Annotated in this window: 12 protein-coding genes; 4 read left to right on the plus strand and 8 right to left on the minus strand. The window is 66.3% G+C overall.

The genetic code is table 11. The features are described from left to right. Nucleotides 1–22: 22 nt before the first annotated feature. From ACFC96_RS38520 to ACFC96_RS38530, 3 genes are all read right to left on the minus strand, one after another. Nucleotides 23–358, minus strand: coding sequence for a DUF6300 family protein (locus ACFC96_RS38520; RefSeq protein WP_340458195.1), 336 nt, complete (start codon nucleotides 356–358; stop codon nucleotides 23–25). Then, nucleotides 355–3,960 carry a DNA polymerase III subunit alpha gene (dnaE, locus tag ACFC96_RS38525; protein ID WP_376616902.1) on the minus strand — a complete coding sequence of 1,202 codons (3,606 nt, stop codon included), beginning with the start codon at nucleotides 3,958–3,960 and terminating at the stop codon, nucleotides 355–357. The genes ACFC96_RS38520 and dnaE overlap by 4 nt, the downstream gene beginning before the upstream one ends. Nucleotides 3,961–4,182: 222 nt before the next feature. After that, a complete protein-coding gene (locus ACFC96_RS38530) occupies nucleotides 4,183–4,341 on the minus strand; it encodes a hypothetical protein (protein WP_376616904.1) in 159 nt (52 codons plus the stop codon). A gap of 412 nt (nucleotides 4,342–4,753) precedes the next feature. Between ACFC96_RS38530 and ACFC96_RS38535 the strand changes: the two genes are divergently transcribed. Continuing rightward, nucleotides 4,754–5,491, plus strand: coding sequence for a dienelactone hydrolase family protein (locus ACFC96_RS38535; RefSeq protein ID WP_376616906.1), 738 nt, complete (start codon nucleotides 4,754–4,756; stop codon nucleotides 5,489–5,491). Nucleotides 5,492–5,676: 185 nt separating this feature from the next. On the opposite strand, the gene ACFC96_RS38540 is transcribed toward ACFC96_RS38535, so the two are convergent. After that, nucleotides 5,677–6,099, minus strand: a complete 423-nt coding sequence (locus ACFC96_RS38540) for a hypothetical protein (RefSeq protein WP_376616908.1) — start codon at nucleotides 6,097–6,099, stop codon at nucleotides 5,677–5,679. Between the two features lie 377 nt (nucleotides 6,100–6,476). On the opposite strand from ACFC96_RS38540, the gene ACFC96_RS38545 reads away from it, so the two are divergent. Beyond that, nucleotides 6,477–7,418, plus strand: coding sequence for a hypothetical protein (locus ACFC96_RS38545; RefSeq protein ID WP_340458199.1), 942 nt, complete (start codon nucleotides 6,477–6,479; stop codon nucleotides 7,416–7,418). A 473-nt stretch (nucleotides 7,419–7,891) separates the two neighbouring features. Here the strand turns inward: ACFC96_RS38545 and ACFC96_RS38550 are convergent, their stop codons facing one another. The 4 genes from ACFC96_RS38550 to ACFC96_RS38565 form a co-directional block, all read right to left on the minus strand. Then, the gene (locus tag ACFC96_RS38550) at nucleotides 7,892–8,980 is read right to left on the minus strand and encodes an alpha/beta fold hydrolase (RefSeq protein WP_376616910.1); all 1,089 of its coding nucleotides are present in this window, start codon (nucleotides 8,978–8,980) and stop codon (nucleotides 7,892–7,894) included. A 1,069-nt stretch (nucleotides 8,981–10,049) separates the two neighbouring features. Next, nucleotides 10,050–10,796 (minus strand): hypothetical protein, encoded by a 747-nt coding sequence (locus tag ACFC96_RS38555; RefSeq protein ID WP_376616912.1) that lies wholly within the window; start codon nucleotides 10,794–10,796, stop codon nucleotides 10,050–10,052. Continuing rightward, a complete protein-coding gene (locus tag ACFC96_RS38560) occupies nucleotides 10,789–11,379 on the minus strand; it encodes a sigma-70 family RNA polymerase sigma factor (protein WP_340458203.1) in 591 nt (196 codons plus the stop codon). The genes ACFC96_RS38555 and ACFC96_RS38560 overlap by 8 nt, the downstream gene beginning before the upstream one ends. Nucleotides 11,380–11,545: 166 nt before the next feature. Continuing rightward, entirely contained in the window at nucleotides 11,546–11,965 is a 420-nt protein-coding gene (locus ACFC96_RS38565) for a hypothetical protein (protein ID WP_376616914.1), read from the minus strand. A 477-nt stretch (nucleotides 11,966–12,442) separates the two neighbouring features. Between ACFC96_RS38565 and ACFC96_RS38570 the strand changes: the two genes are divergently transcribed. Beyond that, on the plus strand, nucleotides 12,443–13,075 hold the full coding sequence (locus ACFC96_RS38570; RefSeq protein ID WP_376616916.1) for a hypothetical protein: 633 nt from the start codon (nucleotides 12,443–12,445) through the stop codon (nucleotides 13,073–13,075). Nucleotides 13,076–13,662: 587 nt separating this feature from the next. Beyond that, the gene (locus ACFC96_RS38575) at nucleotides 13,663–14,067 is read left to right on the plus strand and encodes a pyridoxamine 5'-phosphate oxidase family protein (protein ID WP_376616918.1); all 405 of its coding nucleotides are present in this window, start codon (nucleotides 13,663–13,665) and stop codon (nucleotides 14,065–14,067) included. Nucleotides 14,068–14,071 lie beyond the last annotated feature (4 nt).

Raw genomic sequence — 14,071 nt, forward strand, 5'->3', positions numbered from 1 at the left:
TGGCTTACCACTCACCGCTCCACTAATCGTGTTCCTCGGCCAGTGGCGTCTCGTCGGCCTTCTGGTGTCGTACGGACTCGACCCAGGCCGCGACGAGTGCGCCGAACGTCTCGATGTTGTTGATGCCGAGCGTCTCGTCGACGGCGAACAGCGCGAGCAGTTCGTCCGCGGCCGGATCTCCCCGGTCACACTCCGGGCACAGCACCGCCTCGCGTGGCCCGGACACGACCTCGCCGTGCATGTTCGTCCATGTGTGGACGAAGCTGACTTTGAGCGTGCTCTGTTCACCGCAGGCCGGGCATGCTTCCACACCTTCGAGTTGGACGATGACGTCGTGTTCGTCGGCTGGTTCGGTCATGCGATGCCCTGCCAGATGTCCAGGCCGAAGCTGCCCTTGATGTCGGACGCGATCGTGCCGGCGTTCACTGTGTCCTGCAGGACATACACGGTGGTCTTGCGGGGTCCTTGAACGGCCAGGCGGACCGGGTTGGGGCCGGGATGGGCGAGGAGGATGCGCTTGAGCTCGCGTACGGAGGGGTCGTTGACCCGGTGGTAGGGCAGGTGGAGTTGGACGGGCGCGGCGCCGCTGCGTTCTGCGGAGGTCACATCGAGGACCTGGAGCTCCTGCCCGGCCAGGTTGATGGTGCCGTCACGGTCGTTGAGGCGGCCCAGGACGGAGACCACACTGTCCGGGACGAGCGCACCCATGACGAGCTGGTAGGTGGCGGGGAAGAACAGTACTTCCAGCTGGCCGTCCCGGTCTGCGAGGTTGACGATGGCCCATGAGTTGCCCTGTTTGGTCATCTTCGGCTGCACGCTGGTGATGAGTCCGGCCAGCCGCACGACGCCTTCGGTACGGCCGGAGGCGATCAAGTCGGGGATCGTGGTGTCGCGATGGGCCGCCAGGATGCTCTCAGTGCCGTCCAGCGGGTGCGCGGAGACGTACATGCCGAGCATCTCCCGCTCGGTCGACAGGAGCTGCTTGCGTGGCCATTCGCTTTCGTCGATCTCGATGTCGACACCGAACGCCTCAGTGCCGTCGGCGCCTCCGTCTGCGCCCAGGCCGGCGAACAAGTCGTCCTGCCCGTACGCGGCGGCCTTCTTCACGGGTACGACCGCGTCGATGGCGTATTCGTGGGCCGCGGTGAGGCCCTTGCGGGTATGGCCGAGCGAGTCGAAGGCGCCCGCCTTGATGAGCGATTCGATGGCGCGTTTGTTGAGGGCCGGCAGGTCGACCTTGTCGAGGAAGTCGGCGAAGTTGCCGAACTTTCCGCCCGCCTTGCGGCCTGCGACGATCGACTCGATGACGTTGTCGCCGACGTTGCGCACGGAGCGCAGGCCGAAGCGGACGTCGTCGCCGATGGCCGCGAACTCGGCCACCGATTCGTTGACATCCGGCTGCAGGACCGTCACGCCCATCTTGCGGGCGTCGGCCAGGTAGATGCCGGCCTTGTCCTTGTCGTCACCGACGGAGGTGAGCAGGGCGGCCATGTACTCGGCCGGATAGTTCGCCTTGAGGTAGGCGGTCCAGTACGAGACGAGCCCGTATCCGGCGGTGTGGGACTTGTTGAACGCGTACCCGGAGAACGGAAGCATGACGTCCCACAGAGCCTTGATGGACTCCTCCGAGTAGCTGTTGCCCCGCATGCCGCCGTGGAACTTCTCCCACTCCGCGGCCAGGACCTCGGGCTTCTTCTTGCCCATGGCGCGACGCAGCAGGTCGGCGCCGCCGAGGGTGTAGCCGGCGAGCTGACGGGCGATCGCCATGATCTGCTCTTGGTAGATGAGCAGATGGAAGGTGTTCCCGAGGATCGGCTCCAGGGCCTTCTCCAGCTCGGGATGGATCGGCTGGATCTCCTGGCGCCCGGTCTTGCGGTGCGCGTAGTTCATGTGCGCGTTCGCGGCCATCGGGCCGGGCCGGTACAGCGCGAGGGCGGCCGCGATGTCTTCGAACCGGGTCGGCTCCATGGCCTTGAGGAGGGTGCGCATGCCGCCGCCGTCGAGCTGGAAGACGCCGAAGGTGTCGCCCGAGGCGAGCAGTTCGTACGTGTTCTTGTCGTCGAGGGGGATGACGATCTGGTCCGTGACGTCGCCGTTGCCCGGGTCGACCGTGGCCAGATGGACGCCCCGGTTCTCGCGGATGTTCTGGATGGCGTGGTCGATGACGCCCAGGTTCCGCAGGCCCAGGAAGTCCATCTTGACGAGCCCCATGTTTTCGCAGCTGGGGTAGTCGAAGCCGGTGATCTTGACGCCGTCCTTGGCCCGCATGTGCAGCGGGATCCGGTCGGTCAGCTTGGTCTTGGACAGGATGACGGCGGCCGCGTGCACGCCCGTGCCGCGGGTCAGGCCCTCGACGCCCTTGGCTGTGTCGATGACCTTCTTGACGTCCGGCTCGTTCTCGTACATCGCCCGGATCTCGCCGCACTCGCCGTGGCGGGGGTGCGTGGAGTCGAAGATGCCGTCGAGGGGGATGGACTTGCCCATGATGTCGTCGGGCAGGGCCTTGGTGATGCGCTCACCGTGCTGGAACGGATAGCCGAGGATGCGTGAGCTGTCCTTGATCGCGTTCTTGGCCTTGATCTTGCCGAACGTGTTGACCATGGCGGTGTACTCGTCGCCGTACTTGTCGACGACGTAGCGGACCATGAAGTCGCGCTGGCGGTCGTCGAAGTCGAGGTCGACGTCCGGAGGGTTGATGCGCTCCGGATTCAGGAACCGCTCGAACAGCAGGCCGTGCTCCAGCGGGCACAGCTCGGTGATGCGGGTCGCGTACGCCACGATCGAACCGGTGGCCGATCCACGGCCCGGACCGACCGGCACGCTGTTGTCGCGCGCGTACTTGCAGATGTCGGCGACCACGAGGAAGTAGGAGGAGAAGCCCATCGGGCCGATGACCGTCATCTCGGTCTCGAACCGCTCCAGGACCTCCGCCGGGACGGGGTCCCCGTAGCGCATGACGAGGCCCTTCATGACCTCCTTGCGCAGCCACGACTCCTGCGTCTCCCCGTCGGGAACATCAGGGAACTGCGGCATCTCGTCGATGTTGTCGAAGACCTCGTCGTACGACTCGACGCGCTCCGCGATCAGCAGGGTGTTGCCGCATGCCTCGGGCATCTCGGCGAACAGAGCGCGCATCTCGTCCGCGGTCTTGAGGTAGTAGTCGTTCCCCGAGAACCGGAACCGCTTCTCGTCGGCCTTGTTCTTGCCGACGCCGATGCATAGCAGGTTGTCGTGCGCATCCGCCTGGTCCGCGTGGACGTAGTGCGCATCGTTGGTGGCCAGGAGCGGAATGTTCAGATCTTTCGCCAGGCGCAGCAGCCCGTCCCGGACGTCCCGCTCGATGGACAGCCCGTGATCCATCAGCTCGAGGAAGTAGTTCTCACGGCCGAAGATGTCCTGGTACGAGGCCGCGACCTGCCGGGCCTCGTCGTACTGCTTCAGCCGCAGGCGGGTCTGGACCGCACCGGAGGGGCAGCCGGTCGTCGCGATGATCCCGTCGGCGTGCTCGCTGATCAGCTCCATGTCCATGCGGGGCTTGCCGGCCGGGAACTGCCCCGTGTAGCTGGCCTCCGTCGACAGGTGGAAGAGGTTGCGCAGGCCCCTCACGTTCTGCGCCCACATGGTCATGTGCGTGAAGCGGCCGCCGCCCGAGACGTCCTTGGACCCTTCACCGTCATCCGACATGGCCCTCTGCCCACCCGGCCCCCAGAACTCCTGCTTCCGGTTGCGACGGGAGGACGGGGCGACGTACGCCTCGATCCCGATGATCGGCTTGACGCCGTCAAAGCCCCTGGACACCTGATGGAACTCGTACGCACCGAACATGTTGCCGTGGTCGCTCATCGCGACCGCGGGCATGCCCTGCCGCTCGACTTCGGCGAACATCGGCTTGAGCTTCTGAGCCCCGTCAAGCATCGAGTATTCGGTGTGATTGTGCAGGTGAACAAAGCTGTCAGCCACCGGGCAGGCACCTCCGAAGGGGTCGCGAGAAGCACTCACCCTAGCCTTGACATCAAGATCAAATTCGGCTTCGCCGCCTCGTCCGGAGCCTCATCGAATGACGCGGCCGCGATGGCCTCGCGGTATGACCGAGAGAGAGATTTACTCTCGGGCGTGGCGCCGAACTGGACGAACTTGCATCCGGCCGACTCGCGCCGCCACGGGGCGAGAGCCGCTTTGAATTCACGGACGTAGGCCTCGGCTCGGCTGGGCGCGGGCGAGGATGTCCACGCTGCGGTTGCCGAGTTCGAGGCCGAGCTCGAGGCCGAGCTCGAGGTCGCAGGCCTGGAAACGGGCGGTCCCGACGATGACGAGACCCATGCCGACAGAGCGGGTGAACACTCCGGTCGGCACCGCCGTGGCCTGCCTGTTCCAGCTGAGGGTGGCCTTTGGTCGCTTCAGGTCACGGAAGACCTCGGTGGCCTGCGCAGAGAGACGGGCATGGGCTCGGGAGATCGCGTGGACGACGGTCTGTGGAGGGAGAGACGCCGGGCTCCTGGCCGAGTCCAGGGATGTCGCGCCGCACTGTGGACTGCGGTGCTGGCGTTGCTCGTTGCCCGGTGGGCTAGGCTGTGCGGCCATGAATACCGGGACGGCATCGCGCCACACACGGATTGGTGACCCGGTGCTGTTCTGAGCGCCGTACGGGCCGGTGCGGGCCCGCTGTCTGACCGAGGATCTTGCGCTGCTGGGCGGGATCCGCCTCCGTCGTGTTGATCACAGGCTCGATACATCGACCACGACAGGAGAATTCATGCCCACCATGACGTTGCAGATTCCCACCGCGGACGGCCGGGCCGACGCTTTCGCCGCCTTCCCCGACGGTGATGAGCGGCACCCAGGGGTGCTGATGTACGCGGACGGTTTCGGCATCCGGCCCGTGCTGCGGGAGATGGCCCGCGAACTGGCTGAGCACGGGTACTACGTGCTCGTCCCCAACCTCTTCCATCGGCACGGCCCGGCACCGGTGATCGAACTTCCCGAGCACATCGGAGAAGAGGCCCGGCCCGCGCTCATGGCCCAGTTGATGCCCTTGATCGAGGCGCACACCGCCGAACGCGTCCTGAGCGACGCCGACGCCTACCTGAGGTTCCTCACTGCCCAGCCCGAGGTCGGCGCCGGACCGGTCGCGGTGACCGGTTACTGCATAGGCGGCCTCCTGGCGATGCGCACCGCCGCGGCCCACCCCGGCCAAGTGGCCGCCCTCGCCGCATTCCACGGCCCCGTGGGCGCGGACGGGCTCGACGTCCTCGCCGAGATCACCGCCGAGGTCCACTTCGGCCACGCCGAAAGCGACCTGACGCCCGAGGCCCTCGGCGAGCTCAACCGGGCCCTGGAGGCCGCGAAGGTCGCCCACACCTCCGAGATCTACCCCGGCACCGTCCACGGGTTCACCATGTCCGACACCGACGCCTTCGACCCCGCAGGACTACAGCGCCACTGGGACCGCCTGCTACCCCTCCTCGACCGCACACTGGTCAGCAGCTACTGACCGAGTGGAGGCCTGACCAGGGTGGAAGGCTGCTCGTCAGGCCGCCGTCGCAGAGACGGACAGGTGGGGCAGTCCTTCCCCGCACGGATCGTCTTGCACCGACTGCTGCGGGCAGCTGCCAGGTCCTTCTCCGACTGGTCGATACGCTCCTCCAACGGCTGACGCTGGGCGATCTCCTGTTCAAGTCACCTGTCCGCATTGGTGAGTTCGGAGATGCGCGCGGTCAGCTGCTGGTTGGCGACGCGGTCGAGCTGCCGACCGAGTTGCTGACGGACGGCTTCACGAAGGCGGCCACGGTCCTGGCGGAGGGTGGTGGTCTCGTCGCGAGCCATGAGCAGGTCGGACTTCAGGCTTGCTGGGTCGGCCTGGCGACGGTCTGATCGCGCGACGACCGGTTCGTGTTGCTGCTGGACGGCGGCCGCTTCAACGTGCTCGCGTTCGCCTAAGCGTGGACGAGCCAGGTTGAGGCCTTCGCGGTGCGGGCGATGCTGGTGAAGGTGACGGGCTCGCCGTCGGCCGGCATTCTCCGGCGCCGTGCTGCGGCAGTACTGGGGCAGTGCTTCGACAAGGTCATCGAAGCGCGGACACCTACCCCTTGTGCGTTCCACGTGTGACGGCCCCGACGATCAGGCTGCACCAACAGTGAATAGGGGGCAACGTCAGCCACGGACTCAAGGTTCAGGGCCGCGTGGCGCGGGGGCTGGGGGACCCCATCCTTCCGGCTGTCTTTCGACCGCTGGGGCCACTCTCGTCCGGTTCTTCGCCGCTGTTGGTGTCAGTTGCTGGTGTCAGGCCACGACGGACTTGATCCAGGTCAGGCCTTGTCCACAACCCTTTCAGCTGACATCAACCGTGGTGCGGCGAACTGCCTGATGCTGTGCGGCATCCGGTACTCGTGCCGTCGGTTTGCCGCTTGTCGTGTCGCCCCGCATCGGTCCAGCGGCCGTCCGTTAGGCTCGAGTCGCCCACAAACGTCCCGATCTTCATGGAAGGCAGGACGACGGAGATCAACCGAGAGAGCCTCGTCAGAAAGCTGACGTTTTGGCTGCGGCCTGCGTTCGCGTTGAGGGTGATCAACAGGTTTCAAAAAATCTCGGGCTTCGACCGCTCGATGGCCCTGGCGTCCAGCGCCTTGACGGCATTGGTTCCACTGTCCATCCTCCTCGGCACCGTCTTCGTGCACTACGACGCCGCAGAGCGGATCATCAAACGCTACGACCTCACCGGAGCAGGCGCCACAGCAGTCAGCTCGCTGTTCTCCACTACCGAAGAGCTCAGCGCGAGCTTCGGCGTTTTCGGCGTCGTGTTTCTGATGATCTCGGTGCTGAGTTTCACGCGCGCCGCGCAGCGGGTCTTCGAACAGGCATGGGAGCTCAAACCTCTCAGCGTGCGCAACACGCGCAACGGCTCATGGTGGATCCTCACACTCGGTGGCTACACCGTGGTCATTACGTTGCTCTCTGCGTTCCTGGGCGGGTACGCGCTGGGTCTGGTCGCCTTGGTGTGTGAAGTGCCGGTGACTGCAGCGTTCCTCGTATGGAGCGGCTGGATCCTGTCGGCGAAGCGGATCAGATGGCCGGACCTGCTTCCCTTCGGCGTCACCGGAGCCGTTCTGATGGCGGCCTACGCAGTGGGCGCAACAATCTACATGCCGCGTCTGTTCAACTCCTCCGCGACGCATTACGGGGTCGTCGGCGCAGTCTTCGCAATGATTTCCGCCCTCTTCGGAGTCATGCTCGTCCTGGTCGCATCGGCGGCACTGGGGCGAGAGGTGCGAGACGAACTCAGCCGGATCCGTCAAGGCCGCCGCCCTTCCGACCGTGAGGTCCGCCGGCAGTGGGACAACGTGGTCGAGCAGGCTCGGTCACGGTGGCGCACTGCACGGGGAGAGATTTCCCATCATCAGATCAAGGGGTCGAACCACTGATGGGCATGACCGCTGCCCGACCGACCCCGAACTCGGTTCTGTGATCCGTAGGCGCGTGCACCACCATCACGGACCGCTGACCTACTGGGTTTTGGTTGGCTTGTCCATCGATGGTGAGTGTGCCGCCGTACGCGGCCCTGGGCCTGCGTTGATGGCAGCTGCAGATGTCGGGCACCTCCGAAGCTGCGGCTTGCTCCGTGAAGCCGTGGACAACCGGACAGCTTTACGCTTCCCCTGGAAGACATCCTGGTTGGTGCTGTCACCTCGAGATCGGTATCGCACGTACCGTCCGCCATGCGGTGGACCTGGGCTACGCCCGGTCGTCCTCACCAATGCCTGGGTAAGAGCAACGGGGATGCCGCCGAGCGATCAGAGACCGAGCTTCGCTTCGCGGGAGATGCCCTGCTGACTACTGCGAAGGTTTCCGCCTCCGTCATCGCCCCTGGCCAAGAGGTGGGCCTGCGATCACGCCGTCATTTACGCGCTACCCCGCCGTCAGATGACGTCCGCCCGGCTGCGGGAAAATGGTCGACGTCCACGACGGCCTGCGCGAAGTCGCGGGGCGCTTCCTGAGGCAGATTGTGACCGATGCCCTTCAGGGTTCGGTGCGCGTAATGACCGGTGAATCGATCGCGATAGGAAGAGCCGCTGCCCGCGGGCGTGAAGGGATCGACCTCGCCGTCGAGAGTGATCGTGGGCACGGTGATGACGGGGCTTGCGGCAAGCTGCTTTTCGAGGTCGTCGTAACGGGGATCGCCCTTGGCCAGGCTCAGCCGCCAGCGATAATTGTGGATCACGATGCTGACGTAATCCGGATTGCGGAACGCTGCCGCGGTGCGATCGAATGTGGCGTCGTCAAAATCCCATGTCGGGGAGTTGAACTTCCAGATCTGTTTCGCGAGGTCATGCCGGTTCTGTTCGAGGCCGAGCCGTCCTCTGTCCGTGGCGAAGTAGAACTGATACCACCACGCCCACTCGAGCTTCGGCGGCAACGGCTTCTTGTTGGCTTCCAGGTTCGTGATCAGATAGCCGCTCACGGAGACCAAGCCCTTGACCCGCTGCGGCCAGAGCGCCGCAATGATGTCCGCCGTCCGCGATCCCCAGTCGTAGCCCGCGAGGATGGCCTTGTCGATCCGCAGCGCATCCATCAAGGCGATGATGTCGAGAGCAAATACCGACTGCTGTGCGTTCCGGAACGTCCCGATCGAAAGGAAGCGCGTCGTGCCATGGCCCCGCAGATACGGAACGATGACCCGGTACCCCCTTTCCGCCAGCAACGGCGCGACAGCGACGTAACTGTGAATGTCGTAAGGCCAGCCATGCAAGAGGACGACGGCCGGGGCACGAGCTGGTCCCAATTCGGCGTACCCTACCTTCAGGACGCCGGCCTTGATCTGCTTCAATGAGCCGAAACCCGAGCTTCCCTTTACCTGCTCGTCCGTCTGCGGAAAATAATCGATTTCTCCGGACACGGCAGGCGAGCATGCCACGGAAAGGCAGGCCGTCGAGGCCGCAACCGCTCCCGTACCGACGACCTTTCCGAAGGTTCTTCTGCTGATCATGTTCGTACTTCCCGTGAAACCGCGGCCGCCCGGTAGTCGGGATGCATCGACAGTAAACGCACGAATTCCCCTACCCGGTCCGGCAGTCCTCACCTCGCCGGTCACGGGAACGTCAGGCCATCGGCCGAGGGCAGCGCGACTGTGCGAGGGGGCGGCGGCGGTGGACCCGGGTGCCGCGCCCTGATCGGGCGGCTGCTTGCTCGGAGCGTGGCACGGACCGTGGCCGGGCTGGAACGGGGTGGGGGAGCCTGAACGGTGGTCCGGCGTAATGGCTGACCTCGATGCGTGAGGATCCGTCAGTTCGCCGACAGCCCTTTTTGTTCGGCCGAAACAGTGAGCTCTTTCCAACCGGACTGCGCTGGCCGCGTGTTGGGCGGATCTGCGGGACGACGACACTCCTGGTAGACGGGTTCGCGACCGAGGCCGCCCGCAGTGGGCGGGGCGCTCAGCCTGCGATGGTCGGACGTCCCGCTGGACCGGGGCGAGATCTTGGTCGCCGCCGCCGCCCGGGATCTGCCGAGCCTCGCTACCGCTGCGTCAGAAGAGGCGCGAGGCCGTCGGTGAACTGTGGAACCGACTCGAACCTCGAGACCATCACCTGGTGCGGGACACCGGTCGAGCCGCGCAACCTCAACCGCCGCTCGGAGTTCCGTTGCAAGGGAGTGGGCGTGCGGCAGATCCGTCGTCATTGATGAGGGGGGCCAAACGCATCCGCGTCCCGCCCACCGGACTGGTCGACCCCGTTGCAGACCCGACCAGACCATCGCCGACGAGGCCTCCAGCTCCCCCGGGTTTCGCCCGCTACCTGCGTGAACGAGGAATTGCCTGCACCGTCCCGGAAAAGAACGATCAGAAGCGTCACCGTCATTTCCGAGGCCGTCGAGGAGGCCAGCCACCCGCATTCCACCGCAGATCTACCGTCGGCGCGCAACGTCGTTGAGCGCGCAGGACACGGTCTGACGCGACCGACTTCCGCATTGATCATCTTCCAAGAGGGTGGTGCTGCTTCGGGTCGCGGACCTCTGTGGTGGAGCCGGCGGCGTGTCGAGCAGGGCTCCGGCAGCCGGGGCTACCCTGCCCCGAAGTGTGCGGTGGCGAGCACCGTGCCGTCGGCGGAGGTCAGGCGGGCGCCGGAGAGCGTGGACGGGTTCACGGAGGCCGGGGCTCCCCAGTAGCCATAGCCGTGGCGCAGGGTGAAGGTACCGACGCGTACGGTGCTGCCGTCCTTGTGCACCAGCACGCAGGAGATCTTCCCGTTGTACATGTTGCCGGCGTCCGCGAGGTCAACGGACATGTAGACCCAGGTCGGCGGCCCGCGATGGAGGTAGATCTCGCCGACAGGCCCCTGGTCGTGCCCTACCGCGGTCAGCTGCGCATGCTGCATTCCGGCGCCGACCTCGGCGGGACGGGAAGGAGCGGCCGCCTCGTTCGAAAGGACCGTGCCGACGGCCCAGCCACCGAACCCGAAGGCCAGCGCGAGCGCGGTCGCGGCGGCCGCGAGCCGTATCCGGGCACGGCTGCGGAACCCCTTGCGGGGGAGGAGCCCCCGGCCGTGCGGGCGGCTGCGGTCGTCGTGTGCCGCCGCCTGGTGCAGCCGCCGCGCGACCCGGGTTTCGAACCCGGCCGGCGGCTCGCTGCCCGGCAACAGTCCCAGCAGACCGTCGCCGACGAGGGTCAGCTGCTCGACGTACTCCCGGCAGTCCGCGCAGCGGTCCAGGTGCTCCACTGCCCCGGCCCGCCGACGGCCAGGGAGGACGCCCAGAGCGAGCTCGGCGCCGATCTCCCGCAGCTGTTCGCAGGTCACGTCATTACCCATGGTCGCCTCGCTTCGGAGACACGAGCGTGGACCGCAGCTTTCCCATGGCGGCCCTGATCCGTGTCTTGGCCGTGCCCAGCGGGATCTGTTCCGCATCGGCGATCTGCTGGGCCGTCATCCCGTAGATGCCCGCCATCACCAGAGCCCGGCCCTGCTCGCGCGGCAGCCGTGCCACGGCGGAACGCAGAGCCGCCGATGCCTCGCCGGCCAGGGCCAGCCGCTCGGGCGTAGCGGCGTCGGTCACGACGTCGAGGAGCGTATCGAGGTCTTGGGGTGCCACAGGTACCGGTCGCCGCGCTCGGGCGACGTCGATGGCGAGGTTGTGTGCGATGGCCGTCAGCCATGTCGTCACCGATCCGCGGCGGGAGTCGTAGATCTGTGCGTGCCGCCACGCCCGCTCGAACGTCTGCTGGGAGACGTCCTCGGCGAGCTGTGGATCGCCCAGGACTGCGATGGCGACGCCGAAGACGGTGTGCTGGAAGCGCCGCACGAAGGTGGCGGCGAGCTCGGGGTCGCCCGTTGCCAGCCCGGACAGCAGCGCCTCGTCCGGGAGGCGCCCGACCGGGAGCCGGAAACTCTGCATACCTAGATATACGGTCCGCCCCGGCCGGCGGATTGCCAGGCGGTCACGGAAGATCACCCTCACATTCTCTCCCGATCCCGCCTTCCGCATCCATGGGCCGAGGCGGTGTCCCTGACGGCGCCGGCGGACGTCACCTTCGGTTCCTGCGGCGAGGACATCCATCCGGTCATCTGCCCGCAGGCACCTTGCTGCGGAACGCGGCGGAGGGGGCGTGCGCCGGCCGAGTGCCGTACCAGACGCAGAAGGCGACCAAGTACATGCCTTGAGCGATGATCGACAAAACTCCGTACGGAGGGTCCCAGCCCTGTTCGTGGTAACCGGGCAGCCCGATGGTGCGCGAGAGGGCGAAGCCGAGAATCATGCCGCCGCTGAGCAGGGCGCCGGCCCACCATGCCGTTACGGAGTTCCATAGCGCCAGGGCGCCGGCAGTGACGAGCAGTGCCACGCCGCCGACGATGAACAAGATTCCTATGTACAGCGTCTCCGCAAGGTGCTCGGGGGCGATGACGAGGTGGACCACGGCGCTGAGCAGCGCGCAGCAGACGGCAACCCCTGCCGACGCCGTGGCGGCGGAACGGGAAGACATCACAGACCTCCTGGCAAGGAACCGCCGACGGCAGGCCGAACGCCACGCAGGCACCTGCGGGTGGGCTCCCGACGGGGACGTGGACGCCGACGGGGACTGTTGGGCTGGAGCCGCTGGGCGTCCGCCCGAGCCGACGAGTCGGATTCATGTGAGGTATACGGGACAGGCCGGCAAACGGTTCATGATCGGCCACGAAGCCGGGCCGACTTCATTTTTTTGGTGCGGATGAATCATGAACTTATTTCGTGGCAGCGGCGTATATCCATAGACACACCCAATACGGGCCACGGCCCAAGTCCCCTGCGCGGTGGGATGAGTGGCCGGAAGGTCCGAACCAAGCCCCCCGCGGTGGGACGAAATTCCCCTCGGTGACGAGACGGCTGAGGCGCGCCCGGCTATTACGTCTCATAATCCTCTACAGCTATTCCTCTACAGCGATTCCTCTACCCGTATGTTCAACTAAGGAGGGCCGCAATCATGAGCGCCCCCATCCTTCGTCGCGGTGCCGCCGTCGTGGTGGCGAGCGCCATCGCGGGTACCGCCGGTGTCGCCCTGGCCGGTCCGGCCGCCGCCACCCCGGCCCCCTATGGGCACCGGGTGATCGTGGTCGTCGAGCGAGGACACGAATTCTGCCGCTTCGGCCACCGGACGGTCGTCATCATCGTGAAGAAGGACCACGGTCGAGTCATCGTCGTCCGCAAGATCGTGCGGTGTGACGTCCGCCGGCACGACGACTTCTCCTTCCGGCACCACTTCGTCAAGCACGTCGAATTCCGCCGAGCCCACCGATTCAACGTCGACCACAACCGTATCCACGGCATCCTGCCGAAGACACCGCCGCGCGTCACCATCACGGCGCCACGCACCACACCGACCACGCCGCGGCAGATGTCGGCACGGACCGGGCCACCACAGGTCTCCGTGCACACGGTCCCCGCACGCATCTCCGTACAGCCCAACCCGGTCGGTCCCAGTCGTGTGAGCATGTCCGGCGGCTTCGCCGGCGTCGGGGCAGACAGAACCATGGGTGTCGGCACCGGTGGTATCAACGTCGGATCCGGGGCGAGCGATCTCAGCTTCGGTTCCGGTGGCATCACCGCCCGCGGATAGCCGGGGATGGTGGCCTTCTGAGGGCATTGCTGGAAGAACCCGACAGCACGCAGCCGCTCGGGTGCTGTGAGCGACTCCGGCTCCTGCGCGGGCTTGACCCCGAAGGCGCAACACATTGCGGGGCGCTGGTCGTTGCTGGACAGCGCCCCGAATCCGGCCTCGCGCAGCGCGTAGCGACCATGTCCACCATGTCCCCCTTCAGTTGCGCCACCAGTCACAGACCGATGGCCGGCGTGTCATGTGGAGCCCTCGTCGTCGGTGTCCCGGAGGCGGGCCCCTGGGCGACACTGAATTGTCCCGCTGGCCTCGGTACGCATGCCTTGATCCCGCCCGCTCGGCTGATGCTGGACTATCCGCCTTTCCGGCAGGGCGGAGCATGCGACCGTGCGCAGGCCGTGTGGAGCGCCCGGTCAGGCCGGGTGGCAGGCGCCGGCGCGGTGGGCGATTGCTCGCTGGTAGCGGGTCAGTGTCCGGTCCGTGATCGCGGCACTGTTTGCGCCGTCCGGTACGCCGATGTGTGGTCTTGCTCGATGTGAGGTCTTCCTCAAGGACCAGCACCTCGCCCACTGCTCGACGAGACCCTCTCCGTGCTGCTCGGCAAGCGGGGGTTCGGCGTGCTTCTCACCGTCAGACGCAGTTGCTGCCACCCCCACCTGGCGACCGTGCTCTACAGGTGGGACTCCGGGGGCCGCATGGTGTGGTTCTCGGCGGCGGCCGATCGCATCAAGGTGGGGCACCTGTGCCGCGGCCCGCGAGTGATGGTGCATGTGTGTGTGGGGGGGGGCGACGGCGTGCGAGGGGCTACATCGACGACTACATCTTTGACGTGTAGATATGACTATTTAAGCCAAATGAGAAATAGATCTGCATTTCCTGAGAGGCAGTGTTCTGCGGCGATTTGGCCGGGTCGGAGGGTGAGTATCAGTGCGTGCCCGGCCGAACGGTCCGGGCGGTGCCGGGGCGTCAGCCCCGGTTCGTACGGAAAGGTCTGAACAT

It is taken from the genome of Streptomyces sp. NPDC055955, assembly GCF_042270245.1.
Taxonomy (GTDB): Bacteria; Actinomycetota; Actinomycetes; order Streptomycetales; family Streptomycetaceae; genus Streptomyces.